The sequence below is a fragment of the Prochlorococcus marinus str. MIT 9312 genome (genome assembly GCF_000012645.1).
In the GTDB taxonomy this organism is placed as follows: Bacteria; Cyanobacteriota; Cyanobacteriia; order PCC-6307; family Cyanobiaceae; genus Prochlorococcus_A; species Prochlorococcus_A marinus_L.
This window is the reverse complement of the sequence record NC_007577.1, coordinates 1,102,378-1,126,642: the sequence shown is the minus strand read 5'-3', so window position 1 is coordinate 1,126,642 and position 24,265 is coordinate 1,102,378. Positions and strand designations below refer to the sequence as shown.

19 protein-coding genes are annotated in these 24,265 nt (G+C 28.7%); 12 read left to right on the top strand and 7 right to left on the bottom strand.

The genetic code is table 11. The features are described from left to right. Positions 1-294 precede the first annotated feature (294 nt). Both rluF and PMT9312_RS06210 read left to right on the top strand, forming a co-directional pair. Positions 295-1,017, top strand: a complete 723-nt coding sequence (gene rluF / locus PMT9312_RS06215; protein WP_011376753.1) for a 23S rRNA pseudouridine(2604) synthase RluF — start codon at positions 295-297, stop codon at positions 1,015-1,017. A 351-nt stretch (positions 1,018-1,368) separates the two neighbouring features. Next, positions 1,369-2,088: a class I SAM-dependent methyltransferase gene (locus PMT9312_RS06210; protein WP_011376752.1), complete on the top strand. Its 720-nt coding sequence runs from the start codon at positions 1,369-1,371 to the stop codon at positions 2,086-2,088. Between the two features lie 65 nt (positions 2,089-2,153). On the opposite strand, the gene PMT9312_RS06205 is transcribed toward PMT9312_RS06210, so the two are convergent. Further along, positions 2,154-4,052, bottom strand: coding sequence for a tetratricopeptide repeat protein (locus PMT9312_RS06205; RefSeq protein WP_011376751.1), 1,899 nt, complete (start codon positions 4,050-4,052; stop codon positions 2,154-2,156). A gap of 200 nt (positions 4,053-4,252) precedes the next feature. Here PMT9312_RS06205 and PMT9312_RS06200 point away from each other — a divergent pair, with 200 nt between their 5' ends. From PMT9312_RS06200 to PMT9312_RS06170, 6 genes are all read left to right on the top strand, one after another. Beyond that, a complete protein-coding gene (locus PMT9312_RS06200; protein ID WP_011376750.1) occupies positions 4,253-4,822 on the top strand; it encodes a type IV pilin protein in 570 nt (189 codons plus the stop codon). Positions 4,823-5,288: 466 nt separating this feature from the next. Beyond that, complete coding sequence (locus tag PMT9312_RS06190) at positions 5,289-5,954, top strand: type IV pilin protein (protein ID WP_011376748.1); 666 nt, start codon at positions 5,289-5,291, stop codon at positions 5,952-5,954. Between the two features lie 74 nt (positions 5,955-6,028). Beyond that, entirely contained in the window at positions 6,029-8,197 is a 2,169-nt protein-coding gene (locus tag PMT9312_RS06185; RefSeq protein WP_011376747.1) for a hypothetical protein, read from the top strand. 1 nt (position 8,198) lies between these two features. Further along, positions 8,199-8,783, top strand: a complete 585-nt coding sequence (locus PMT9312_RS06180; RefSeq protein ID WP_011376746.1) for a hypothetical protein — start codon at positions 8,199-8,201, stop codon at positions 8,781-8,783. Beyond that, a complete protein-coding gene (locus PMT9312_RS06175) occupies positions 8,783-9,406 on the top strand; it encodes a pilus assembly FimT family protein (protein ID WP_011376745.1) in 624 nt (207 codons plus the stop codon). The genes PMT9312_RS06180 and PMT9312_RS06175 overlap by 1 nt, the downstream gene beginning before the upstream one ends. After that, the gene (locus tag PMT9312_RS06170; protein ID WP_036924255.1) at positions 9,406-10,878 is read left to right on the top strand and encodes a PulJ/GspJ family protein; all 1,473 of its coding nucleotides are present in this window, start codon (positions 9,406-9,408) and stop codon (positions 10,876-10,878) included. Before PMT9312_RS06175 ends, PMT9312_RS06170 begins: the two co-directional genes overlap by 1 nt. Before the next feature lie 22 nt (positions 10,879-10,900). On the opposite strand, the gene PMT9312_RS06165 is transcribed toward PMT9312_RS06170, so the two are convergent. The 5 genes from PMT9312_RS06165 to PMT9312_RS06145 all read right to left on the bottom strand — a co-directional run bounded on the left by PMT9312_RS06165 (position 10,901) and on the right by PMT9312_RS06145 (position 16,183). Continuing rightward, on the bottom strand, positions 10,901-12,571 hold the full coding sequence (locus PMT9312_RS06165) for a type II secretion system protein GspD (protein ID WP_011376743.1): 1,671 nt from the start codon (positions 12,569-12,571) through the stop codon (positions 10,901-10,903). A 96-nt stretch (positions 12,572-12,667) separates the two neighbouring features. Further along, on the bottom strand, positions 12,668-13,426 hold the full coding sequence (locus PMT9312_RS06160) for a hypothetical protein (protein WP_036924252.1): 759 nt from the start codon (positions 13,424-13,426) through the stop codon (positions 12,668-12,670). Next, positions 13,426-14,124, bottom strand: a complete 699-nt coding sequence (locus PMT9312_RS06155; protein ID WP_011376741.1) for a hypothetical protein — start codon at positions 14,122-14,124, stop codon at positions 13,426-13,428. Before PMT9312_RS06155 ends, PMT9312_RS06160 begins: the two co-directional genes overlap by 1 nt. Continuing rightward, positions 14,115-15,713: a hypothetical protein gene (locus tag PMT9312_RS06150; RefSeq protein WP_011376740.1), complete on the bottom strand. Its 1,599-nt coding sequence runs from the start codon at positions 15,711-15,713 to the stop codon at positions 14,115-14,117. Before PMT9312_RS06150 ends, PMT9312_RS06155 begins: the two co-directional genes overlap by 10 nt. After that, complete coding sequence (locus PMT9312_RS06145; protein ID WP_011376739.1) at positions 15,710-16,183, bottom strand: hypothetical protein; 474 nt, start codon at positions 16,181-16,183, stop codon at positions 15,710-15,712. The genes PMT9312_RS06150 and PMT9312_RS06145 overlap by 4 nt, the downstream gene beginning before the upstream one ends. Before the next feature lie 164 nt (positions 16,184-16,347). Here PMT9312_RS06145 and PMT9312_RS06140 point away from each other — a divergent pair, with 164 nt between their 5' ends. The 3 genes from PMT9312_RS06140 to PMT9312_RS06130 are packed head-to-tail and all read left to right on the top strand — an operon-like array spanning position 16,348 to position 20,551. Beyond that, the gene (locus PMT9312_RS06140) at positions 16,348-18,132 is read left to right on the top strand and encodes a GspE/PulE family protein (RefSeq protein WP_011376738.1); all 1,785 of its coding nucleotides are present in this window, start codon (positions 16,348-16,350) and stop codon (positions 18,130-18,132) included. Continuing rightward, a complete protein-coding gene (locus tag PMT9312_RS06135) occupies positions 18,129-19,205 on the top strand; it encodes a type IV pilus twitching motility protein PilT (RefSeq protein ID WP_011376737.1) in 1,077 nt (358 codons plus the stop codon). Before PMT9312_RS06140 ends, PMT9312_RS06135 begins: the two co-directional genes overlap by 4 nt. A 5-nt stretch (positions 19,206-19,210) precedes the next feature. Next, on the top strand, positions 19,211-20,551 hold the full coding sequence (locus tag PMT9312_RS06130) for a type II secretion system F family protein (protein WP_011376736.1): 1,341 nt from the start codon (positions 19,211-19,213) through the stop codon (positions 20,549-20,551). Between the two features lie 28 nt (positions 20,552-20,579). Here PMT9312_RS06130 and PMT9312_RS06125 read toward each other — a convergent pair whose 3' ends face one another. Then, on the bottom strand, positions 20,580-21,428 hold the full coding sequence (locus tag PMT9312_RS06125; RefSeq protein ID WP_011376735.1) for a prepilin peptidase: 849 nt from the start codon (positions 21,426-21,428) through the stop codon (positions 20,580-20,582). Positions 21,429-21,545: 117 nt separating this feature from the next. Here PMT9312_RS06125 and PMT9312_RS09355 point away from each other — a divergent pair, with 117 nt between their 5' ends. Then, positions 21,546-24,221 (top strand): S8 family peptidase, encoded by a 2,676-nt coding sequence (locus tag PMT9312_RS09355; protein ID WP_011376734.1) that lies wholly within the window; start codon positions 21,546-21,548, stop codon positions 24,219-24,221. Positions 24,222-24,265: the final 44 nt, after the last annotated feature.

Here is a 24,265-nt window from a genome sequence, read left to right as displayed (position 1 = left end):
TTCGCCTATTAAATATTTAATGTTTTTAATAAGATTTTTTATCATAGAAGCCACTTTTTAAAAATAACTTATAAACAAATTAATTATTCTAAGAGACAAACTTTTGCCACATTGATTATTGCGTCCTATTTTTCTAAAATAGTGTCATCAAGAAAAATTGAGGATGTTAACGAAATAAATTATTTTGTGAATCATGAAATTATTGAAAATGAAGTTTAAATTGTTGACGAAATTGTCCATTTTCTTTTCGCAATTTGTCCTCATATTTAAAATAAATAAAATGTAAATTGAAAAATGGCTACTAGAATAAATAAATATTTAAGTGAAGTAGGTTATTGCTCTAGAAGAAAAGCAGATAGACTGATTGAAGAAGGAAAAGTAACTATTAATGGTAAGATTCCTGAAATAGGTGCCAAGGTGGAGGATGGTGATCAAGTAGAAGTTGAAGGTCAAAGAATAAAAAAATCTACGAAACAAAAAAACATATATTTAGCCTTTAATAAACCTATTGGAGTCGTTTGCACAACTGATAGGGGCGTAGAACCAGACAATATCATAGATTTCATTAAATATCCGAAAAGGATCTTCCCTATTGGAAGATTAGATAAGTCTAGTGAGGGGTTGATTTTTTTAACCAACGATGGAGATATTGTAAATAAAATACTCAGAGCAAGAAATAATCATGAAAAAGAATACATCGTAAGCGTTAATCGTCCAATTAATAGAGAATTTATTCAAACCATGAGTAATGGAGTTGAAATACTAGAAACCAAAACTAAGAATTGTTTTGTAAAAAAATTAGGGCCAAAAAAATTTAAAATCATACTCACTCAAGGACTTAACCGTCAGATTAGGAGAATGTGTGAGTCCTTAGGCTACAGAGTACAATCATTAAAGCGTGTAAGGATTATGAATATTAAGCTAGATTTACCAATAGGAAAATATCGCGAATTTACCAAAGAAGAAATCTCAGATTTAAATGCATTACTGAAAAACTCTTCAAAAATATTTGAATAATCGAAAACCTTCCTCTTTTGATTTGATAAGTTAAATTTACTCACTATTTCCCCACATAATGTGGAGAAAAATATTAACCCATTAAAAAAAACTGCCTTGGGAAAGTTTTCTATGAATGGATTGAATAAAGTCGGGGCGAAAGTATTTTAACCTCCAACCTAGTGTTACTAAATTACTAGTGACTACTTTTCTAATAATCTTTAAAATTAAGTTATAGCTTTGAAATAACATAGCTATTTTAAAAGATTTGAAAAAGAGTATTGCAATTATTTATCGGATGTTATTAAATATTATTAACCAAGAAGGGGCTCTTAAAATGTCCCTTAAAGTATCTTTCCAAAAATATATTTAATGATTAAAAAGAAAACTTTAGATATTCCAAACTGGTATACAAAATACTACAAAGCACATTATGAAAAAAAAAATAAATTTAGAGATGATCTTTTAAATCCAGAAACTTTGTATCAATTTTTGGCACTAAATAAATGCTTTGTGAATTCTCTAAATAAAATTAGCCTTAATAAAAAAGAATCCAAAATTATTGATATTGGTTGTGGTTCATCTAGTCAATTGATTAAATTAGTGTCGTTAGGTTTTAATCAAGATAATTTATTCGGGATTGATATAAATAAAGTTGATATTAATTTTGCAAAAAAAAATTATCCTCTACTTAATTTGTCTTTGCAAGATGCAACTAATCTTGATTTTAAAAATAATTATTTTGATTTAACTTATGAATCGACTATGTTTGTTCAAATAACAAATAATGATATTTCTCAAAAGATAGCAAATGAAATGATTCGGATAACAAAAAAAGGTGGGTACTTAATTTTGTTTGATTGGCGTTATGGGAAATTTAATAATGCCAACTTTTTAGCTTGTAACAAAAGAAGGATTAAGGAATTGTTCAAAGTCGATAAGTCAACAAAATTAATTTCAATAGAAAAAGGAATGTTGATTCCTCCCATAGGAAGATTCTTATCTAAAAATATGAGTTCAATTTACTTTCTTTTTTCAAGATTGTTTCCTTTCTTTATCGGTCAGGTTGCTTATATTCTTCAAAAAAAGTAATAATTTTTAATTAATTAATTTATATACTTTGTTTTAGAAATTGGTTTTAAATTTATAGATACTTTTTAAGTTGACTTAAAACTTTTAATGCAACTTTTGTATTTTTCTTCCAGTTGATTAACAAATAGTTTTTGATTAAAAAAATCCCCTTCTTTTTTTTGTTTTCTGATTTGATTCTTAATTAATGCGAGCTTATGAGAATTCTTAGTATAAAAAATGACCTTTTCAATATATTCATCTGTAGATTTGGCGATAAGTTCTGACAACCCTAAAGAATGCAATATGCTTGCTCCAACTCTTGAAGCAAAGCTTTCTCCAGCAAGTGTAATAAAAGGAAGTTCGGACCATATACACTCTACAAGTGTTGAATGACCATTAAAGTTAAAAGTGTCTAAAAAGAGATCTGCTTTTGAATATCTTGAAATATGCTCAGTATAAAGATCAACCTTTTCAGCAAATAAAATTCTTTTTAAATCAACATTTTTAGATTGAAAGTGAGAAATTAAATTTTTTTTAGCAAGTTTATTTGAAATTTTTAACCATAAATAAGTATTTTCTGTTTGATTAAGAACTTTTATCCAACTGTTAACAACTTCTTCGGATAATTTAAATGCCATGTGAAATGCTGCAAGTACAATTGATTTTGGTGGCAAATTCAATTTTATTGATTCTTTTGAATTTGAATATTGATATTTAATTGAGTTAATAAAACAGTTGGGCATATAAATAATTTTTTCAGAATAAAATTTCATATTTTTTTTCGGAATTACAAATTTATCAGCTATCAAAAAATCCATATTTGGTATGCATGTAGTGCCTGCAAATCCCAAATAATTTATTTGTATAGGAGCTATCCTTGAATTAAAAATGTTCGCCTTATTTCTATTTGTATAACCCATAAGATCAACTGCTATATCTAATTCATCAGATCTTATGATTTTTATCATTTCTTTATTGGATAATGATGCAATATTTTTAAAGGAATCAAAGTATTTCTTTACTTTTTTAGTATTGTCATCATCATTTTTAAAAAGGTAATAAGCATATATTTCAAAGCTAGTTTTATCATGACCTTTAAAAATAGAATCCATTACTTTTAAAACTGGATGATCATTAAAATTTGATGATATATAACCAACTCTAATTTTTTTCTTGTTTATTTTTATTGGCATTTTGTTAATCTTTTGAATATCACCAAAAACTTTCTTGGAAAAATTTTGTGCTCTTAAATATTGTTTTTGTGGAGAACTATCTAAGTAAAAAAAAGTCATTAACCTACATATCTCATCACCATTTTTTATTCCAACATTTTTAATAAAACTTTTAAAATTTCTTAGAGATTTTATATTGAAAGTCTCTGAATAAATACTTATTAATCCTATTTTTGATTTAACATGATTTTTTTCAAAGGAAAGTGCTTTAAGAAAATATTTCTCTGCACCATTGAAATCTTTCTTGTTAAAAAGAATATTACCGATATTGTATAAAGTTGATGGAAAGTCATTTTTGATGCTCAATGCTTTTTCATAATTTTTTAATGCTTCTTCATTTCTTCCTAAATCTGAAAAAATATTTCCAATATTTATATAAACCCCATATAAATCCGGAGTGAAATTAACTGCCATATGGAAATAATTTAATGCATTATTAATTTGACCAACTTTTGTGAAATAATTCCCTAATTCCGCATATGCTTCTCCATAGTCTTTTTTACATTTAATAGTTTCTTTTAAGTAATAGAGATACTGATTCTCCTTCCCAAGTCTTAATGATATTCCAGCTAATCTATGTAAAGTTAAGTAATCATATTTAGATTTAGAAATTAATTCTTTAAAAATCTTTTCTGATGCATGAAAATTGCCCAATCTAGCGAAATGAATCGCTCTTTTTGTTTGTGATATAAATTCATTATCTTTAAATAGTTTATTTTTACTTTTATCAATATTATTCTTATTAGATTCCATAATTAATTTTTTTTAATGTGGTATTTATGAAATAAAGGATAAATTGGTTTCAGTAATCATATTCTTTTTTAAACAAATAATCAAAATAAATAATTAGTTCTAAGTTCCCTTTTCACTGAACCATTATTATTAACTTTGAAATTGCTATCCATATTTGGGTAGTAATTGACTGTTGAATGATTATTCTTAAATTCTAGATTATGTTTTCAAATTTATTTGTTAAAGATAAAAAAGCATTCACTTTAGTAGAGTTAGTAGTTGTCGTTGGCATTATTGGAATATTATCTGCAATAGCAATACCAAGTTTTCGAAACACCGTCTATAAAACTAGGCAAAAAGAAGCAACTACATTATTGTCTTCATATTTGAGATCTGCTGAAGCATATTATGTTGAATTTGGTTCGATAGTTCAAAATACCTCTGAACTTGGACATTTTTTGAAGATCACAGGTTGTTGTTCAGTTTGTAGTTGGGACCATAATCCAAAATATTGCAAATCAAATTCACCAATGAACTTTAATGATAGAGAATTAGTAAGTTGGAGAACTGATAACGGCCTATATACTATTGCTATGCATCCTCAGGCGGAAGAGTTAATTTATTTCATAGCTTATCCAGAACACGAAATGGGCTTCCAAGGTTATGGAGTTGCTGCATGCTTTAGTGGGAAATATGGAATTAAAAAAATTATTGAAAATAATAATAATTTAGAAAAGATTACACATCCACCAGGATGTGGAGAGAACAATGATGATTGGGTTCACCCGTAAATTATTCTTAGATAAATTAAATATTTAAAGATTAAACTTTACCTATGTAATCACTTTAAAATGAAATTACTAAAAAAAAGAAAATTACTTAATTCATATGAATCTATTTTATTTGCTTATGTATTTATGTTTTTCGCATTAATCAGCTCAAGATATGAATATTTAGAATGTTTTACTTGTGGTTTAAATTATAAAATTATAGTTTCAATACTTTATTCGGCTGTTTTTGTTTCTTATCAAATACTTACTTTAAATGCTTTTTTCAATAAACAAAGAAATCAAATAAGATTTTTCTATTTTTTATTTTTACCTCTAATTATTTATCTTCCTATATCTATTTATTCTTTTTATAGTTTATTTAAAGCTACTGTATATATGCTTCTTCAATAATATAGTCAAAATAATGAATTTTATATAGAATAGAAAATACATAATTTCTTAGCCTTAAGAAGCTTTATTATTTAGAATGAAAAACTTATTAAAAGAAAACAAAATTTCTAAAACCATTTCCTTCTTTAGTCCAGTTATTAGAAAAGAGAAGGTTTTAAAAAATGTTATTAAAAAGTCCTTAAATGATGAAGGATTCACTTTAGTAGAACTAATTGTTGTAGTTATGATGATTGGAATTCTTTCATCTATAGCTATTCCTCAATTCATGTCTGCTGCTGACAAGGCAAAGCAAAAAGAGGCATCAGCTATTGTTGCATCATTAGTAAAGTCGGCCACGGCATATAATACAGAATATGGGGCTCTCCCAAGAGATATGGGTGAATTAAGCGAATATGCAATGTTTCAAAGATGTGATCATAATGATGTGGCATCCGAAGGTGGATCAGTATGTAAAGGAAGCACGCCTAAAAAAGTTCCAGAAAATGTTACTCAATTCTTTTCAACTTCTGGTCACTACAATATAAATCTTAGGAGAACAAATGGTAATTCTGTTTTTAAAGTTCGCGCATTACCTAATGGAGGAGCTTATGCCCAAAATGGCAGTGGTGTAACAGGTTGTTATAATCCTGCTCAGGGGGTTTCTCAAGTTAAAGAAATGACTTCTAAATCAACTGGTAAAGGAGTTGGTAATGTACCAGATTGGCCCGCGATTCAATGCGGTACAGGTTCTGATGGAGCGTAAGGCTAATTTCTTTTTTTTAGTTGATAAAGACATATAAACTTAATTAAGGATTTATTCTTTCATAGTTTAGGTTTTTGAAAAAAAATCATAAGAAGCAATTATTAAAAAATGGATTTGCAATTCCCCAGGTTCTTTTACTTGGGATTGGAATAAGCGTTGCATTAACGGGAATACTTTATACCACGATATTAAATTTAGCCGGGAGCAGATTTAATAGACAGGAATTAATGTCTAAATCATCTTCTGAATCTGGCATAACAAATATAAGAAACTTACTTAACGATAGTGGTGATAGCTTTTATCATTATTTTTGGTTAAGTGATAGCTGTTCAGCATCAGCGACTTCTTGTCCTTCAGGAATTAACGTTGGTAATGTTACGATTCCTAATCCACCTCTAGAATACTGGTCAGATGAGATCTGGTGTAATGGAGCAAGTAACTGTAATGGCAGACAAAAAGCTCCTATGTGTGCAAGTGGTTCATCTTCTTTGGACCCAAGTCCTATTGATTGGACTACTCATAAATCTATCTTTAATCAATTAATTGATAGTAACGAGGATAAAGTAGGTGATGATTTGGTGAATGCAAAAAGAGAATTTTTACAATATTTTGATGTTAAATCAACTGAATATACAGGGACGGAAAAATATGGCCTTAGCTCGATAGTAGTAGAAGGGATTGTGAAAAATAAAAAAAATGGACAAAAAACAGGTTTCAATAAATTAAGAGCAAATATACAAGTAAATAACGATACTCCATTGAGAGGGTTTGGGTTTTTATCTGCAGGAGAAAATGAATTAGATGGGGATAATTCTTTATTCCTTGGAAATTTAAATATTATCTCCAGCGAAGGTGATCCAGAGGGGGCAATTATCTGGAGAAGAAATATCATAAATGAGGATGATTGCGCAAAAATCATAGAACAAGCTAATGCTAGTAGTGCTTCTCTTCCCAGCTCAGGAAATGGAGGTTTATGGGTTCAACCACTTGGGTTGCCTAAACAACCAAGATTAAAAAACATTCATGATGTACAAGGAGTTCTTTTGTGTACCCCTTTAAATTTGCAGAAGCTTCCTACAAATTGTCAATTGCCCAACTCTAGTGGGGCTTCTAACTACAGAATTACTTCAATATATGCATCAACTGCCAACTCAAGGTTTGAGGTAACAACTTCAGATTCAAAACCAATAACTCTTGAAATTTTGGGTGATATAGATGTAAGTAATAATGGAATATTTTGTCACTTTGAAGAGGGTAGTAATGTTTGTGGTTCAGGTAATCCAAAAAATCTAACTATCTTATTTAAACAAGAGACAAAGTTGTCTGGTAATAAAATTTTTTGCAGCAATGATAATACTAAAGGGGGTGTACGACTAGGAGTAAATAAGGTTATTGACTTATCAAAGTCTAGTTTTGATAATGACAATTTACCTGGAAGCAGTATTTTTATAGATAACACAGGTTGGTCATCTTCTGAAAGGTTTGGAGCTTTTTTATTGGGACCTAAAACAACTTTCATTTCTACATGGGCAAAGAGCCCGTGGGTTCAATATACAGAATCAAATCTTAGTAATGAAAATGAAAGAGCACCAATGATAGTCTCGCATAGAGGAACATACGGTTGGATTTTAGATTCGTCTGGAGGGAGAGATAATCGCTGGCATGACAAAATGACAAATCTTATTCTTACTAAAGATGGCTATTTAATTCCTTATTTGAATTTTACTGAAGGTGGGAATTCCCTAGAAATTATTGGGATTGGGTATGATGAAGAATATCAAAATTATTCCCGTTCATCAGAACCTAAGACAGGTAAATTTTTAATTTATAACGTAGATAATAATAATTATTACCTCAGAAGTTTTAGAATTACAGATAATTTAAACCCTAGTAATAAGAGAAGTAGCTTAGGATTTTTCCCATGGGCAGCAGCTGTAATGGAAGATGAATTGATTCTTTTAGATAGTGCTGCGAACTTAAATCAAGGTGAATCTAAGAATTTGCTTGATCAATATAATATTAAGTTAGAGCCTAGGAGTGATAACAGAACTAAAAGGTTTTCAGGCGCTGCGTGGGTGAAAAATTTATGTTTTGATAAAAATTCAAGCCAAACCTGGGAATTTGATAATCAATTTATTGATGGCATTAAATCTAGATATGGAAATGACTTTAACTATGGAGTTAAGTTTTATAGAGGCAGATCTATTATTCTTTGGGATACACTAAAAGATTTTGAAAGTTAATATGCAAAAAAGTGAGTATTTTTATTTAAAAAAAAATTACTCCTCAGGCTTTGGATTGGTTGACTCAATTGTAAGTATTTCATTATTGGGTATAGTTTTAAGCTACTCGATTTATTTTGTAACCAAGAGAATGGATTTATTATTTAGCTCTAATATAAATAGGTCTATTAATAAGGAAATTAAGAGAGATATTGATTCGTTGAGATCTGATATGTGGGCTATGGGTCTTGATACCACTAAAAAAAAGTACCTTATTGAACAGAACTCTTGTATTGACATATCTGGAAAAATTTTAGGGTTACCAAATTGGGATATTAATTCAACTAGACCTGGGTTGAATTCTCCTGCGCCCCCTTCTGGTGATGACGAGAGAATTCAATATTGGTGGCCTGATCAAGAAAAGGGAAAAATTTTTAAAGGCAGAGCAGTTCTTATAGTTAGAGAACTTGTTGTTAAATCATTCAATAAAAATAATAATTTAGACCAAAATATCTCAAATATTAATTATAGGGTCAAATGGAATGATAATAATTTGCATTGGATTAGTATTGATTTGGGAGCTGAGGCTCACAGTTGGTGTTTCTAATGAGGTTGCCAAAAAATAAAATAATAAACTGCAAAGGTTTTAGTCTTTTAGAATTGATAGTTGCTATAAGTATCATTTCAATAACCTCCTCATTTGTTATCCCTTATTCTTTAACTTGGCTTAGAACGGAAAAGGTAAATGCTTATACAAGAGAACTTTCTGAATTCTTTAGATTAATTAGATTAGAGGCAAGGAGATGGGGATCTAGCTGCTTTATTTATACAAATAGTTTTGATTATGAATCTATTCGTGATGATAAAAAATATATGGGTTTTGTAGTGAATTGTAAATATACTTCAACGCCTTACGATAGTTCAAAAATGAATGTAGGAAGGATTCAAGAATTGGTTCCAGCATTAAACAATTCTTTTTTTCAAGTTGTAAATAATAATTTTCAAGTTACTCCAAATGGAAGGATATCAGCCTCAAAACCAATAGTTGTAGTTATAGGTTCTAAGTACCACAAAACAAGACCAAAAATTTTAAATTGCATTACGATAAATATCCCTACAGGTCAAATAAAAAAAGGGAAATTCAATACAAATTCTTGGTTATTGGATAATATGCCTGTAAGCCAATTATCGAGTAACGGGATTCTTACTCCCGAAAGATGCGAATTCTAATGAAATTCAAGAATTACTTTAGGAAAGAAAATGGATTCACATTAGTTGAACTAATTCTAGCTTCTTCAATTTCACTATCGACAATTATGATGGGGTATTTTGTTCTTAGAAATATCATTGAAGGAAATAAAATAGATGAAATTCAGTTTGGATTAAATTCCCAAGTAAATGATGCTTTAGATTTTATTATTGATGAAGTAGAGAGTGGTGAAAGAATAATTGATAAGGAATCAGATATAAGGTCTTTAAATAATAATTGTTCATTTCCTTCAGATAGTGAATTTATCTTTGGAATAAAGTTACCGAACCAAGCTTTAGCAAAAAGTGATTATATAAAAGGAGGAGATCAGTTCAACTTAAGTCAAATTGATTGTCCAATAGTATATTCTTTAAAACAAAGTACAAACCAAGAAAACGGCCCATATGAATTAATTAGATATGGGCCTCAATTTAATGAAAAAGGTTTTTATTTATCACCTTCATTTAATGATTTTCAGAATTCTACTATTCTTGAAAATATATCTTCAAAAGAAAATTATCAGAAAATTAAGTGCAATAATTCTTGGAAGTCCCTCAAAACTATGCGTGGTCTTTCTTACTGTATCGATAATTTTAATAAGGCAATAGAAATTCAAATCAAAGTAGAGGATAATAAAAATAAAATTGCAAATAACCCTAATACTTCATTACTTTCTTCAGGTGGATTTAGCAGAGTTCAGGACTCATCTCAAATTAGTTTGATTCCACCTCCATCCTTAAGTAGTGGAAATGCGCCAAATTGTATTGGAGGTGAATGCTGTTGGCTAGGAGTTTGTTTGAAGTCAAGAAAAATTACTTTCATGCTGGACATCTCAGAAAATATGGATGATAATTTTGAACATAGAAATGGCGAAATTATTAAAGGAAGATGGACTCAATCAAGTCCTGAATTTCTTAGGCCTAGAATTAATGGAAAAGGTTTAATAACTTATGCTATTTCTTCACTTAAAGATCATCTAAATAGGCTTCCGACATCTGAGAGTGACCAGGTTTATTTTCAAATAATTGCATTTAATAATACAACTCAGAAATACCCTGATTCTTCGCCAATAAAATTATCAAATTCAACAAGATTGGCTGCATTCGAATTCCTTGATAATTTAACAACCGAGGGCTTTTCCAAACCTTGGGATGGTTTGTGTTCTGCATTAGTAAATGAATCTACAGAACAAGTTATTTTAGTATCTAGTAGTGTGCCCTCAAATTCAGAAGGAACTTGCGCAGGAAGATCAGCATCTTCTTCAAACGATTATGCTGAAATTATCGAGGAATATAACCGTGATAGCAGAAGCTTAAATAATCAAGGTTCCTTGATAATAGATACAGTTTCCTATTTTCATAATTTTTGCGATTCCAATAAAAATTATCTGAATGATAACTGGATGGGAAGAATTTCAATGGGAGATGAATCGCAATGTACTTATATTAAATAGATATATTATTGAAAAAAAAATTTTAATCTTTAAGGGAATTAATTAAATCAATAGATTCTTTATTGTTAAGCTTAAAATCATAGTTTTTGAGATTATCCCCTTTATCGTCAATAATTCTTGGGGTTACTAAAACTATTAATTCTCTTTTGCCAACTTCTTTTGAAGTGGAACGGAAAAGCGGGCCCATAATAGGAAGATCTCCTAATATCGGAAATTTTACTAATGTTTCTATATCTGAATCTTGAATTACTCCTGTGAGTACTAAGGTTTCACCATTTTTTATTCTCACGGCACCAGTATCTAATCTTCGGGTGTTTAAAAGGTTAACTTCTCCGCAATTTGTAATTGTCTGAGTTCCAGAAATTCCGGTAACTATTGGAGTCATTGCAAATGTAACAAATCTATTTCTATCTATTCCCAGAACTTTCGCTCCAAGTTTTATTCCTACTAAATCATATGTAAAATTACAACCAGAACCTTCTACAAAAGTTGCATTAACAGGTACTTGATCTCCTACTTCAACAAAACCTTCATTTGCTAGTCTTCGTCCTATTGAAGAGCCATCACCAGCAGAACCTCCTGATTCATTTAATATTAGTGTAGGACTAGCAAGAACTTTTGTAGTACCTTTTTGAATACTTGCTGTTAGCTCACTACTTACAAATTTACCTAAACGATCTGGCCCAATGCCTGCTTTTAAATTTGGAGATTGAGTAATTATGTATGGTGATCCAGAGCCAAATGGAAGGAACCAAGATTGAGAAAATGAATCTTTGTCCGAAAGGTTTACATCTAAAACTTTTACATTTAAAGCAACTTGTTTTTGTCTTTTATCTAAATTTTTAAGATAAGATTTAGCTAATCTAAGTATATTTTTTTCTCCAACAAGAGTTATGGTTTGAAGTCTTTCATCTGTAGTAGCTATTAACCCAACGAGAGGACCAATATCCGCTCCGTAAGTTTTTACTTTTGTGTCTGATTGTGATGTAGTAGTTGATGAAGAAGCTCCACCTTGAATACTTTGTGACTGAGAGGCACCTTCAGTAACCGAAGTACTTACTGTAAAAGTTTTAGTAACTCTTGCTCCTAAATTGGCTAGATAATCTGCGGCAGAACTAGCTGTAATTTGATTTAATTGGATTATTGCTGTTTCTCTATAAGTGAAAACTGTATTCCTTACATTTGGTCCTACATAAATTACGTTGTTATAGATTTTTGCTTGTAATCCACTAGCAATAATAATGGCGTTAAATGCACGTCTAAAATTAACATTTTTCATATTCAAAGTAATTAGTCTTTGATCATCAGCTTTTCCGGATCCTTTCTCATCTTTATTAGTTGGATCATTTTTAATCCACACGAAACCATAATTCCCCAATTTAGCTAGGTACTCGAACGCCTTTTTAGCAGGTGTTTTGTTTAATATTATTGATATCTTAGGACCTTTTATATTTATTAAATTTGGATTTGCAATAGGTTTGGAGTCATCAATATCAATCTTATTAGATTGATATTGATTTTCGGCTAGAAATATTACTTGAGGCTTAATTTTTTTTTCATTTAAATTTTTGTTTTTTGTGAGAACATTCCTATTAACAGAAAAGTTTTTATTTGATGTATTTGCATTAATGGCTAAATTTAGGCTTAATATTATTCCTGCAAAAGAATAAATTGCTAATTTTCTTATAACCATACTTGGGTTTATTTATTATTTTAGCTAAGTCTTAATAATTAGCTATTTGTTTATCAAAAAGAATAAATTTTTAGAAATCATTCAAACTTAAAAATTTTACCTAATGGGTAATTTCAGAATTAGATTTGCCTTGACATATCCTCCATTTACAAGGTTCTGATTGTTTTCTTCATTAACTTGGATACAACTGGGTATTATCATGAGATCATAGTTTTGGATAGAATTTAGAAATGAAATTATATTTAGATAATTGCCGAAAAGCTTTAATTCGTATATTGCTTCATTAATCTCTTTTTTATTTGATTTAGACTTATTTCTCTTAGCTAGATCATTTTTAGAAATTTGATTAACTTCAGATATTTTACAAATAGATTTTTCTTTAATCTTATTGATTGGAGCAAAAAGATCTATCCTTACAGATGTGGATTTGGATAGATCATCAAATAAATTTGTAAGATAAATTAATTTCTCCTTTTCAATTATTGAAGATTTAATTTCTGCCATTGAAGAATTTATTTTTTTATATTTATTTTTAATAATCATCAGATCATTATTTAAAGTTGGTAAAATTCGACTTTCTTTTATATATTGTCTTGATAATTTATATTTTGAATTAAATAACTTTATGTTTGGGATAAGCAAAAAATAAATGAATGATGAAAAAATTAAGAAACCTATAATTGGTTTCGAATACTTTGATGATTTTAAATAGGAAATTATATCCTTAGAATTAAGATTTTTAATGTCAGATAGATTAGTATTTTTTAGTTTTTCTGCAATTAAATTAAGATCAATATTATTTAGATCCTGATAAGTTTTTATTAATTTTTCTTTATAAGATTTAAAGTTATTCATCATTTTAAAAGCATGTTAGTTTTTTTAAATCTCAAAAGTTTCTCTAATAATCCAAATGCTGAGGATTCATTATAAAGATATTCTTTTGAATCAATATTAGTTTTAAGAATTTTCCCTGCAATTTCAAGAGAAAAAGTACTATCTTTGTCGGCTTTTCTTTTTATTCTCTTAATTGAAACTGATTTCTCGTCAATAATTGGAGATTCGATTAATAATGTAATCATTTCATTAATGGCTTTTAATGTATAAGATTCTGCTTCTAGAAAAAAGAAATTTTTATTTAGCTTATATTTTTTTAATTTAATATTTATTGGCATTGAGTTTTGAATATAAAAAGTAAATAGATATGTTGGAGTAATTAATGTGAAATTTGGTTTTAGATCATTTAATTCTTTTTTAAATTTTTTAATATCAGTTTTAATTCTTTTGATTCTTTGTACAACAAAAATATATTCTTCATGCTTTGGTTTTAATCTTCTTACAATAAAAGAAGGATATAAATTAAGTATTTGGATTAATATTACTAAAAAAATAGTGGCAAATTGGGGATAAAATAATAAAGGATTATTTTTAATGTATTTTTTTAGAAGTTCAATTTTTTCTTTAAATGAAGTTGTTTTTTTGCGCTCTATATTCCCTCTGGGCTCCCACCTTTGAAGCTCGTTATTCTTAAGGGCAAAATTATACTTTAGAGGCATTTACTTGTAATTCCTAGAATAGTATTTAATTTTGAATTAATCTCTGTAGTAACTAAATCTTCTGAATCTTTTTTATTAAATTTGAAATTAGTTTTATTTAATTCTGAAAATCTTACAAATGGATAAGGTAATTTTTGTGATTTATAATCAAAGTCATCTAATCCAAAACCACTAACATAAATTGTTTCTGGGAAATCCATTTTAATATCATCAGTTAATAATTTTATAGATTTTATCAACCTAGAAAAGTAGCTCTCAACTAATTCTTTTTTTCTATAAAGTGTTGAACCATATGGAATTTTCTGTGAACTTAATTCATAATCTCTATTACTGATAAATATTGTAGTTGAATTAAATTCAATATCTATAATTATTTCTAGTTCATTTATTATTTTTTTGTTTTCTCTTAGAAAATCTATCTGATGAGGACCTGGGGTCGTAATCCCTACAACAGGATAATTGATTTTCCTTAGAGCTTTGATCCAACCATTAATTAATGATTTACGAGTAAAAATAGCATTATAAATAGAATCATTAATTTTTTGTATATCTATTAATGTGTCTTGAGGTAAATATGGACTCTTGCTCTGAATAATTTCATCATTTTCGCTAACTTCATTTGATTTATCACTCTTAAAAGATTTAATAGTAAAAAAAGATGAAGAAAGCACAATTAATATTGGCGGATTTTTAAGATCTAATACTTCAAAAGAATCTAGAGAAAGTTCAATCAATTCATCTACGTTATTTACTACATCATCTCCAATTACACTTGCAGGAACAGGCAATTCTATTACTTTTTCAACATTTAATATATTTTCTGAGGACTTCCATAACTTGGTGATAAATAAAAAATGATCGCTATAATATAATGCAGCTATGTATTCAGGTTTATTAATTGATATTGTCGATTGACTATCAAATAAATTTGAAAAAAATTTATAATTGCTAATTTTTTCTTGAAAGGTCTCTAGAAATTTTTTATTACCGAATTGAATCTTTTTATAGTCACCAATAACTGTGAATTTTTTATTTAAACTCCCACTAAAATATTTTTTGTATTTTATTTTCTCTATTATTTTTACTATTTCAAAATTTGTAAATAACTTTCCTAAATAAGATTTGTGAGCTTTTTCATCTAAGAATGATTTAAATTTTGAAAAAGTTATTAATTGATTAATTTTTTTTAAACTTTGAATACTCCTAAAATTAGTTGGAGGTGTTAATCTTTTTAAATTAAAATTGTTGAATTTCAATTTACTAAAGTTTGATTTTTTTAAATTAATATATTTTTCTTTGTTTTTGGAGAAATATGAATTAAATTTTGAAGTAATTTTTTCTTTATCGGCAAAGGATAAATATCTATATAATTCTTTAAACTGACTAGAGCTAATAACCGTTTTGTTGAGAAAACATTTTAAGTTTTTATGTCCCTTGTGTAATTTAACTTTTAAAAGCTTTAATTGATCATCCTCAACAATTGTAATATCAAGTATATTATTTATCTCCTTTTTATATTTATAACTTAGATCCTTTAAGAAATTAAGAAATTTAATATTTTTCTTTTTCTTTTTCTTTTTATCTATCATTTTTCTGAAAATTCCAATTTAAATTCATTCTCGCCATCTGTAAAAATAACAGTTTCATTTTCTAGCGATATTTTTTTGATTTTTAGATTTTTATTAATATTTTCACCCTCTTTGAATAAATTTACACCATCAGAAGATTTAAGCATTGCACTAAGTTGTTCGCCTGTTTGAATTATTCCAGTTAAAGTAAAAAATTTTTTTGGATTAATACCAATTTCTTCAATACTTTTATTTAATTCTAAGAATGGATTCCTCTCGCTATTAACTGAATTTGCTGCGACTTCTATAAGAGGTAAAGGTAGAGTTTTAAGTTGTATTTGATTGTTTTTTGAATTTTTAATTTTTATTGGTAATTCATGCAATTTTATTTCTTTTTTTGATCTATTATCATCTTTTGTAAGTACTAGATGTGAATTACTAACAAGTCCACATATAAAAACAAAAAATAAAAATTTAATAAATTTTTTCATTTTAACTTTAAGTTAAATCTTTTATATTGATACTTGTTTTTATGCAATTTTAATTAGAAATAATATGATTATTATAGCTGTATAAATTCTATAAGCCAGAAAATATTTTTTTAATATAATTTATAGTATGGCTTGAAAATTTTTAATGATACTTTTCACTAATTATGGTTAATAAAGAAATTATAGTCAGTGATATTCAAAAGAGTTTGAATAATAGAGTTTGTGAAGATGCTGGAATAATTCCTGTGAGTATTGAGTTTGGGGTAATTGAAATAGGAGCAATGAATCCAGATTTTATTAGAGTTAAAGAAGTAATAACTGATATTAAGAGACGTTTTAATGTTGAAGTTGTATTAAAACAAATAACTGCATCTGAATGGGAAGAATGGTTTGAAAATAATTCATCAATATCATTGACTGATGAAAATCAATTAAAAAATGGAATAGAAGATACTAGTGATGAAATAAATATCCAATCAAAATCAACTGAAGATCTTAAGAGTGATAATCTAAATGATGAAATAGATAATTTTGATATTGTAGAAAATGAGGAAAACAATAATTCAATAGATATTAATTATTCAAATGAAACTAATAACTTTCATTATGAATCCAAAGAAATTAAAGAAAAGCCATTTGAAGAAGATGTTGAAAACGATAATGCTTTAATTAAACTCGCACAAACTAATTTAGGTGAAGATTTTGAAAATGATGTAGATAGTTTTTTTGGAGATGAAATTACAAAATCTAAGGATCCAGTGATATCTGGTGTTGCATCATTGTTAAGTAAGTGTTTCTCTCTTAATGCTTCAGATGTACACATAGAACCCCTTGAAGACAGATTAAGAATACGCTATAGAATTGATGGAATGCTCGAAGAGGTATTCGCTTTCCCAAGATCTCATATCAGTCCAATTGTAAGCAGACTTAAGATAATGAGTAATTTAGACATAGCTGAAAAAAGAATACCGCAAGATGGAAGAATAAGATGTTTGCTAAGAGGAAGAAAGTCTGATTTTAGAGTTAGCACACTACCAGGTAAATGGGGTGAAAAAGTTGTTCTCAGAGTTTTAGAAAGCGATAGTTCAGTACTTAATCTTTCAAAGTTAATAACTGAAAAAAGTGAATTAGATTTAATAAGAATAATGTCTAAAACTCCCTATGGAATTGTCGTTGTAGTAGGTCCAACTGGAAGTGGAAAATCCACTACTTTATACTCTATGTTGAGTGAATTAAACTCTCCTGGAGTCAATATTAGTACTGTTGAGGATCCAGTTGAATACACTTTGGATGGTATTCATCAAGTGCAAGTAATTAGAGAGAAAGGTCTTGATTTCTCAAGAGCTTTGAGATCGTTGATGAGGCAAGATCCAGATATAATTTTAGTAGGTGAGACTAGAGATAAAGAAACTGCCCAAGCCGCCATGGAAGCAGCATTAACTGGACATATGGTTTTTACTACTCTTCATGCAAATGATACTGCGACCGCAATTACCCGTCTCTCTGAAATGAATATTCCTCCATATTTGATTGGAGCATCAATCATAGGAGTTGTTGCTCAAAGATTAGTTAGAAAAGTTTGTTTGTCATGTAGTTCTGTTAAATCTTTAAGTAAAGGGAAAGATGACAGAGCTATAAAATATGGATTAAATAAAGCAAGAATAATAAATGAAACTAGCAATGACTCAAAGAGTAGATCATGTCCAGTTTGTGGTGGGAGCGGATATAAAGGTAGAGTTGGGATTTATGAAGTTATGAAAATAAATGAAAATTTGCGAGAATTAATTATGAAAGAAAGTACCGCAGATGTAATAAGGTCAAAAGCTTTTTTAGTAGAAGGAAGGAGTTTATTAGATTATGGAATGGAACTTGTAAAAAAAGAATTAACTACTATTGAAGAAGTAGAAAGAGTATGCCTGCTTGAGGAGCCATTACCTGAGGAATCATGAAATTAACACAATTAATGTCTGATTTAGTTAAAAGAAATGGGTCAGATTTACATCTGACTGGCAATTCTGTTCCCTTTTTTAGGGTGCAAGGTCAAATAGTGCCTGCTGATTCAGAAATTTTCTCTTCTGAAGAATTAAAGGATCAATTAACTAAAATTCTCGGAGGTGAGAAAATGGTTAACTTTGAGAAAGAAAAAGAATTGGATTGTAGTTATGGTCTTAAAGGAATTGCGCGATTCAGAATAAATATCTTTTTTGATAGGGGTAATATTTCATGTGTGATGAGGGCTTTAAGTACTTCCATTCCAAGTTTTTCTAAAATTGGATTGCCTGATAGTGTTCAGCAACTATTAAATAGACCAAGAGGCCTAATGCTGGTAACCGGACCCACCGGTTCTGGTAAGACTACTACATTAGCAAGTTCAATTGATTGGATAAATAGTAATAAAGCCCATCATATTCTTACCATTGAAGATCCCATAGAGTTTATTTATGAAAACAAAAATTGTCTTATTAGGCAAAGAGAAGTAGGTGAAGACACATACTCTTTTTCAAAAGCTTTGAGATCCGCTCTTCGAGAAGATCCGGATATTATTCTCGTTGGCGAGATGAGAGATTTGGAAACAATAAGTCTTGCTATAACAGCAGCTGAAACTGGACATTTAGTAATGGGAACCCTTCATACTGCCTCAGCATCGCAGACCATTGATAGGATTATTGATGTTTTCCCCACCTCTCAACAAACACAAGTTAGAGTTCAACTTTCTTCTTCTTTGATAGGAGTAATTTCTCAAACACTATGTAAAACTATTGACAATAAAAGATCTTTAGCGGCTGAAATTCTTGTGAATAATAATGCAATTGCTAATTTAATCAGGGAAGCAAAGTCGTCTCAAGTATATTCTCAACTTCAAATTGGAACAAAATTTGGGATGCAAACCTTAGAGCAACATTTATCTAACTTAGTAAAGAGGGGAGTAATCACAAATGAAGAGGCAATTTATAAGTGCAATAGACCAACAGTTTTAAAAGGACTTTTAGAGGAATTAAACCCTACGTCTAAAGAAGAATAAATTAGATGAAATACTATTACATAACTGACTTAAAATTAAGAAATGTAATGCTTTTAGCTAATAAAAAGAGGAAATTTTCTGGAAATTCGATAAAAATATCTAAAAGCAAAAATAAGATTAAAAAAATTCCACAAATTTCTCCAGAAAAAAGAAAAAAATATCAAAGTAAAGTTTATGCACTTCAGACATATATGGAGGAAAGCAAGCAAAGATCAAAAATAAGAGCTGAGGGTAAGATGGGTGCATTAAGAGGAGATGGCCAAAAAATAAAAAAACCAAAAAAAATGAACAGTAAAAAACTAAAATCCCCTCCAACAAAAGATCTTGCCGTTACAACTAAACAATTATCATCAATGATCAAGACTGGTTTACCTCTATTAGATTCATTAAATATAATTTCTGAAACATCTGAGAATGTAACTATCAAATATGTATTTAAAGAGACATCCTTGGGAATAAGTAAAGGATTATCTATGTCTGAGAATTTAGAGAAATATCCAGAGGTTTTTAATGAAATGTATCTTGCTCTTGTATCTGCTGGAGAAACGGCAGGATTATTGCCAGATACTCTAGACAGAGAGGCCAAATTGCTTGAGAGTTTAGCAAAAATTAAGGGTCAAATTAAAAGTGCAATGGCCTATCCAATCGCTATATTTACATTGACTATTGTTGTTGTTATAGCAATGTTGATTTTTGTTATACCAATATTTGTTGATATCTATGAACAATCTAATGCCAAATTGCCGACCATAACTCAATTATTAGTAGATGCATCGAATCAATTAATTAGTTTAGATTTTTATATAAAAGCTATTCCAACAGTTTTTATTTTGTTCCAAGCATATAAATATATTTCGAGAAGACCTTCAGTTTTGTGGTGGTTTGATAGATCTATGTTATACCTTCCTGTTGTTAAAGATCTTGTAACTAAGTCATGCTTAGCAAATTTTTCAAGAACTCTTTCTGCATTGAATTCAGCAGGAGTTCCAATTTTAGAAGCTCTTTCTATTTCTAGGAAGACAATATCAAATAGAATTTTTAAAAAAATCATAGATAACATGTATAAAGATATTCAATCTGGCAATCCAATTTATAAGGTTTTGGAAAAAGAGATGGTAATTCCAGTAATGTTTACATCAATGTTTCGTATTGGAGAAGAAACTGGGGAATTAAGCCAAATGATCAATAAATTAGCTGATTTTTACGAGGAAGAGGTTACGGCAAGTGTTAAGACTTTGACTTCAATTATGGAACCTCTATTAATCGTTTTTGTAGCAGTTATTGTAGCGGTTATATTAATAGCTATGTATCTACCTATGTTTAGTATGATGGATACAGTTGGCTAAAATCGAAAAAAATAGTATTAAATATTTTTTATTGAAAAATAATTTTAAGAAAAATATCCTCACCAAATAACCAAATTAAAAATCCACTAATAGATAAAAATGGACCAAAAGGTATTAATTGTCCTTTCTTAATTTTTTTTGTTGCTAATCCCAAAATAACAAATAGCCCAGAGATTATGAAAGATAACCAGATTGAAATAATTACTCCAGGTAAACCAATCCAAAAACCTATCATTCCAGCTAACTTAGCATCTCCTAAACCCATTGATGGTTTTTTGAAAACTAGTTCACCGGATTTCATTATCAAAATTATTATTAAAAAACCTAAAATGCCCGAAATTAAATTTACAAATAATTGAATTACTATATTTTGATCATTTACTATTGCAGAAAATATTGATGATGCCAACCCAAATAAAAATCCAATCATTATTATTGAATTAGGAATCCAAAGAAATTCATAATCAATAATTGAAATTGATAATAAGATTAAAATAAGTGCCCAACTAAAAAAAAGATTAAAAGCAAAATTTTCAAAATATATATCTTTAGGGATAGCGTTAAAACTAAAAAGAAATAACATGCCAGTTGCTAATTCTGTCAATGGATATTTAGTAGAAATTGCTTTATCACAATTAGAACATTTTCCTTTGAGTTTTATCCAACTATAGATTGGTATATTTTCATGCCAGCTTAATTTTTTATTGCATTTAGGACAAAAACTTCTAGGTGTAAGGATTGACTGATTATTTGGAAGCCTATAAATTACTACATTTAGAAAACTCCCAAATATAAGTCCAAAAAATATTGAAGTGCAACTAAATAATATTTTGGAATAAAGCATTACTAAATTATTATTTAATTTAATATTAATCATTTATAAAAATCATATAGATTTTTGGGATAAAAGATTTTTCTTTTAAATTATAATTTTAAAAATAAAATTGCCAATTCTATAAAAAACTAATATATTTAATGAATAAATGAGTAGTTTATGAGCAATAAAAAAGAAGGCTCATCAGGTAGTTTTGATAAATTAAACACTGATAACAATAACAATAAAAAAAATCTTTCGAAACAAAATAGTGAAGTTGAAAATGGATTAAATAAGCTAGAAAATAATAAAAGTAATACAGAAATAAATTTAATTAAACAAATATCAACTGAAGGAGAATCATATGAGATTGAATATTCAATTGATCAAATACAGAATCCTATAGATAAAAGTTCAGATTTAAAACAATTTAATCTAGAAAGAATTCGAAAATTGCAAACATTTGATTTGGAATATAAAAATAAATACTACGAAGATTATTTTAATTCGTATTCAATAGATAGTTATGAAAATCAAGAAATTTCTTTAATTCAATTTAATCAAAATACAATTATAGATTTTAAAAATTCAGAAAATATACTTGAACGAACAAAATCATCTTCAGGTTCAGGATGTGGTAATCAGGAAATTCCTACTCCTATAAATTTTTCAAGTACAGATGGCTATGGACATGCAAATATTGAAAGGGCATTTGAGATTCTTAAAGGGATTGATATCTCTTCAAAGGATGATTTGGGAGGTAATTTATGGGGTTTAGATAATATTGGAGCCCCTGAGGTTTGGACAAGTACAGGATGTTTTAGTGGCAGTACGGGAAAAGATGTTGTTGTAGCTGTATTAGATACTGGTCTTGATTATAGTCATTCTGAATTTTCTGGGAGAATTGTAGATGGATATGATTTTATTGATAATGATAATATTGCACAAGATGTGCATGGACATGGTACTCATTGTTCAGGAACTATATTAGGAGCTAATGATGGAGTGGGAATTACAGGAGTTGCTTATGATGCAAAAATTATGCCAATTAAAGTTTTAAATGATAGTGGCCGTGGATCGATAGCAGGAATAGTTGCTGGTATGAGATGGGCGGTAGATAATGGAGCTGATGTACTTAATCTTTCTTTAGGGGGTGGCGCGCCTAATAGCGATTATTTGGATGCTTTAAAATATGCTGCAGATAATGGGGTTGTGGTTGCGATGGCTTCAGGAAATTCTTCCTCTAGTGCTCCTTTATGGCCTGCTAGATATGCTACGGATTATGGAATAGCAGTTGGTGCTGTTGATATAAACAAAAATGATGCTTATTTTTCTAATCGCGCTGGCAACACCACGATGGATTATGTATCTGCACCTGGTGTAAATGTTTATTCTTCTCTTCCTGGAGGAGGATATGAAAGTTGGAATGGAACTTCAATGGCTGCTCCGCATGTTGCTGGAATGGCTGCATTATTGAAAAGTTATGATAAAACTTTAACTCCATTACAAATAGAAACTTTAATTTCTGCATCAGCGTCTAATTCGGATTCAAACTCATCTAATAATTCAAATAATTATTTTGAATCCAATTCAGAATTTAATATGTTCTATTCCAAAGACTTTGATGATTTGTTCTTTGAATCTAACGAATTAATCTCAGGTTATGAATATAGTTTTGATTCAAACTCATCTGGTTCAGATTATTTGGATTGGGCCCTAGATTTAATTGGTGAGAATAATGAAAAAATGTACATAGCAGGAACAGATGGATTTTATGAAAACCAAAGTAAAAATAAAATTGAAGAATTAAATTCTTTTATTGATGAAATTAATCAAGGAGTAGAAGATAAAGAAGAAGAGATAGCATATGCGGGCGGAACAGATGGATTTTATGAAAACCAAAGTAAAAATAAAATTGAAGAATTAAATTCTTTTATTGATGAAATTAATCAAGGAGTAGAAGATAAAGAAGAAGAGATAGCATATGCGGGCGGAACAGATGGATTTTATGAAAACCAAAGTAAAAATAAAATTGAAGAATTAAATTCTTTTATTGATGAAATTAATCAAGGAGTAGAAGATAAAGAAGAAGAGATAGCATATGCGGGCGGAACAGATGGATTTTATGAAAACCAAAGTAAAAATAAAATTGAAGAATTAAATTCTTTTATTGATGAAATTAATCAAGGAGTAGAAGATAAAGAAGAAGAGATAGCATATGCGGGCGGAACAGATGGATTTTATGAAAACCAAAGTAAAAATAAAATTGAAGAATTAAATTCTTTTATTGATGAAATTAATCAAGGAGTAGAAGATAAAGAAGAAGAGATAGCATATGCGGGCGGAACAGATGGATTTTATGAAAACCAAAGTAAAAATAAAATTGAAGAATTAAATTCTTTTATTGATGAAATTAATCAAGGAGTAGAAGATAAAGAAGAAGAGATAGCATATGCGGGCGGAACAGATGGATTTTATGAAAACCAAAGTAAAAATAAAATTGAAGAATTAAATTCTTTTATTGATGAAATTAATCAAGGAGTAGAAGATAAAGAAGAAGAGATAGCATATGCGGGCGGAACAGATGGATTTTATGAAAACCAAAGTAAAAATAAAATTGAAGAATTAAATTCTTTTATTGATGAAATTAATCAAGGAGTAGAAGATAAAGAAGAAGAGATAGCATATGCGGGCGGAACAGATGGATTTTATGAAAACCAAAGTAAAAATGGAACTATTTTGGGTTTTAACTCTAATTTAGAAAATGAAAATAATCTTTTTGAAGATAATTTAATTTTGAGTAATAATGGTTTCCAAAATTATTTAGAAAATCAAAATAATAATTATTCTGTTTAACAAGTTAATTGATAGAAAGCTTTCTCCTGTCATGTTTTTTAAAT

Excerpts from the sequence above, each read along its gene's own strand:
- rluF (WP_011376753.1), top strand. The coding sequence starts at position 295 with ATGGCTACTAGAATAAATAAATATTTAAGTGAAGTAGGTTATTGCTCT.
- PMT9312_RS06210 (WP_011376752.1), top strand. The coding sequence starts at position 1,369 with ATGATTAAAAAGAAAACTTTAGATATTCCAAACTGGTATACAAAATAC.
- PMT9312_RS06205 (WP_011376751.1), bottom strand. The coding sequence starts at position 4,052 with ATGGAATCTAATAAGAATAATATTGATAAAAGTAAAAATAAACTATTT.
- PMT9312_RS06200 (WP_011376750.1), top strand. The coding sequence starts at position 4,253 with ATGTTTTCAAATTTATTTGTTAAAGATAAAAAAGCATTCACTTTAGTA.
- PMT9312_RS06190 (WP_011376748.1), top strand. The coding sequence starts at position 5,289 with ATGAAAAACTTATTAAAAGAAAACAAAATTTCTAAAACCATTTCCTTC.
- PMT9312_RS06180 (WP_011376746.1), top strand. The coding sequence starts at position 8,199 with ATGCAAAAAAGTGAGTATTTTTATTTAAAAAAAAATTACTCCTCAGGC.
- PMT9312_RS06175 (WP_011376745.1), top strand. The coding sequence starts at position 8,783 with ATGAGGTTGCCAAAAAATAAAATAATAAACTGCAAAGGTTTTAGTCTT.
- PMT9312_RS06170 (WP_036924255.1), top strand. The coding sequence starts at position 9,406 with ATGAAATTCAAGAATTACTTTAGGAAAGAAAATGGATTCACATTAGTT.
- PMT9312_RS06165 (WP_011376743.1), bottom strand. The coding sequence starts at position 12,571 with ATGGTTATAAGAAAATTAGCAATTTATTCTTTTGCAGGAATAATATTA.
- PMT9312_RS06160 (WP_036924252.1), bottom strand. The coding sequence starts at position 13,426 with ATGAATAACTTTAAATCTTATAAAGAAAAATTAATAAAAACTTATCAG.
- PMT9312_RS06155 (WP_011376741.1), bottom strand. The coding sequence starts at position 14,124 with ATGCCTCTAAAGTATAATTTTGCCCTTAAGAATAACGAGCTTCAAAGG.
- PMT9312_RS06150 (WP_011376740.1), bottom strand. The coding sequence starts at position 15,713 with ATGATAGATAAAAAGAAAAAGAAAAAGAAAAATATTAAATTTCTTAAT.
- PMT9312_RS06145 (WP_011376739.1), bottom strand. The coding sequence starts at position 16,183 with ATGAAAAAATTTATTAAATTTTTATTTTTTGTTTTTATATGTGGACTT.
- PMT9312_RS06140 (WP_011376738.1), top strand. The coding sequence starts at position 16,348 with ATGGTTAATAAAGAAATTATAGTCAGTGATATTCAAAAGAGTTTGAAT.
- PMT9312_RS06135 (WP_011376737.1), top strand. The coding sequence starts at position 18,129 with ATGAAATTAACACAATTAATGTCTGATTTAGTTAAAAGAAATGGGTCA.
- PMT9312_RS06130 (WP_011376736.1), top strand. The coding sequence starts at position 19,211 with ATGAAATACTATTACATAACTGACTTAAAATTAAGAAATGTAATGCTT.
- PMT9312_RS06125 (WP_011376735.1), bottom strand. The coding sequence starts at position 21,428 with ATGATTAATATTAAATTAAATAATAATTTAGTAATGCTTTATTCCAAA.
- PMT9312_RS09355 (WP_011376734.1), top strand. The coding sequence starts at position 21,546 with ATGAGCAATAAAAAAGAAGGCTCATCAGGTAGTTTTGATAAATTAAAC.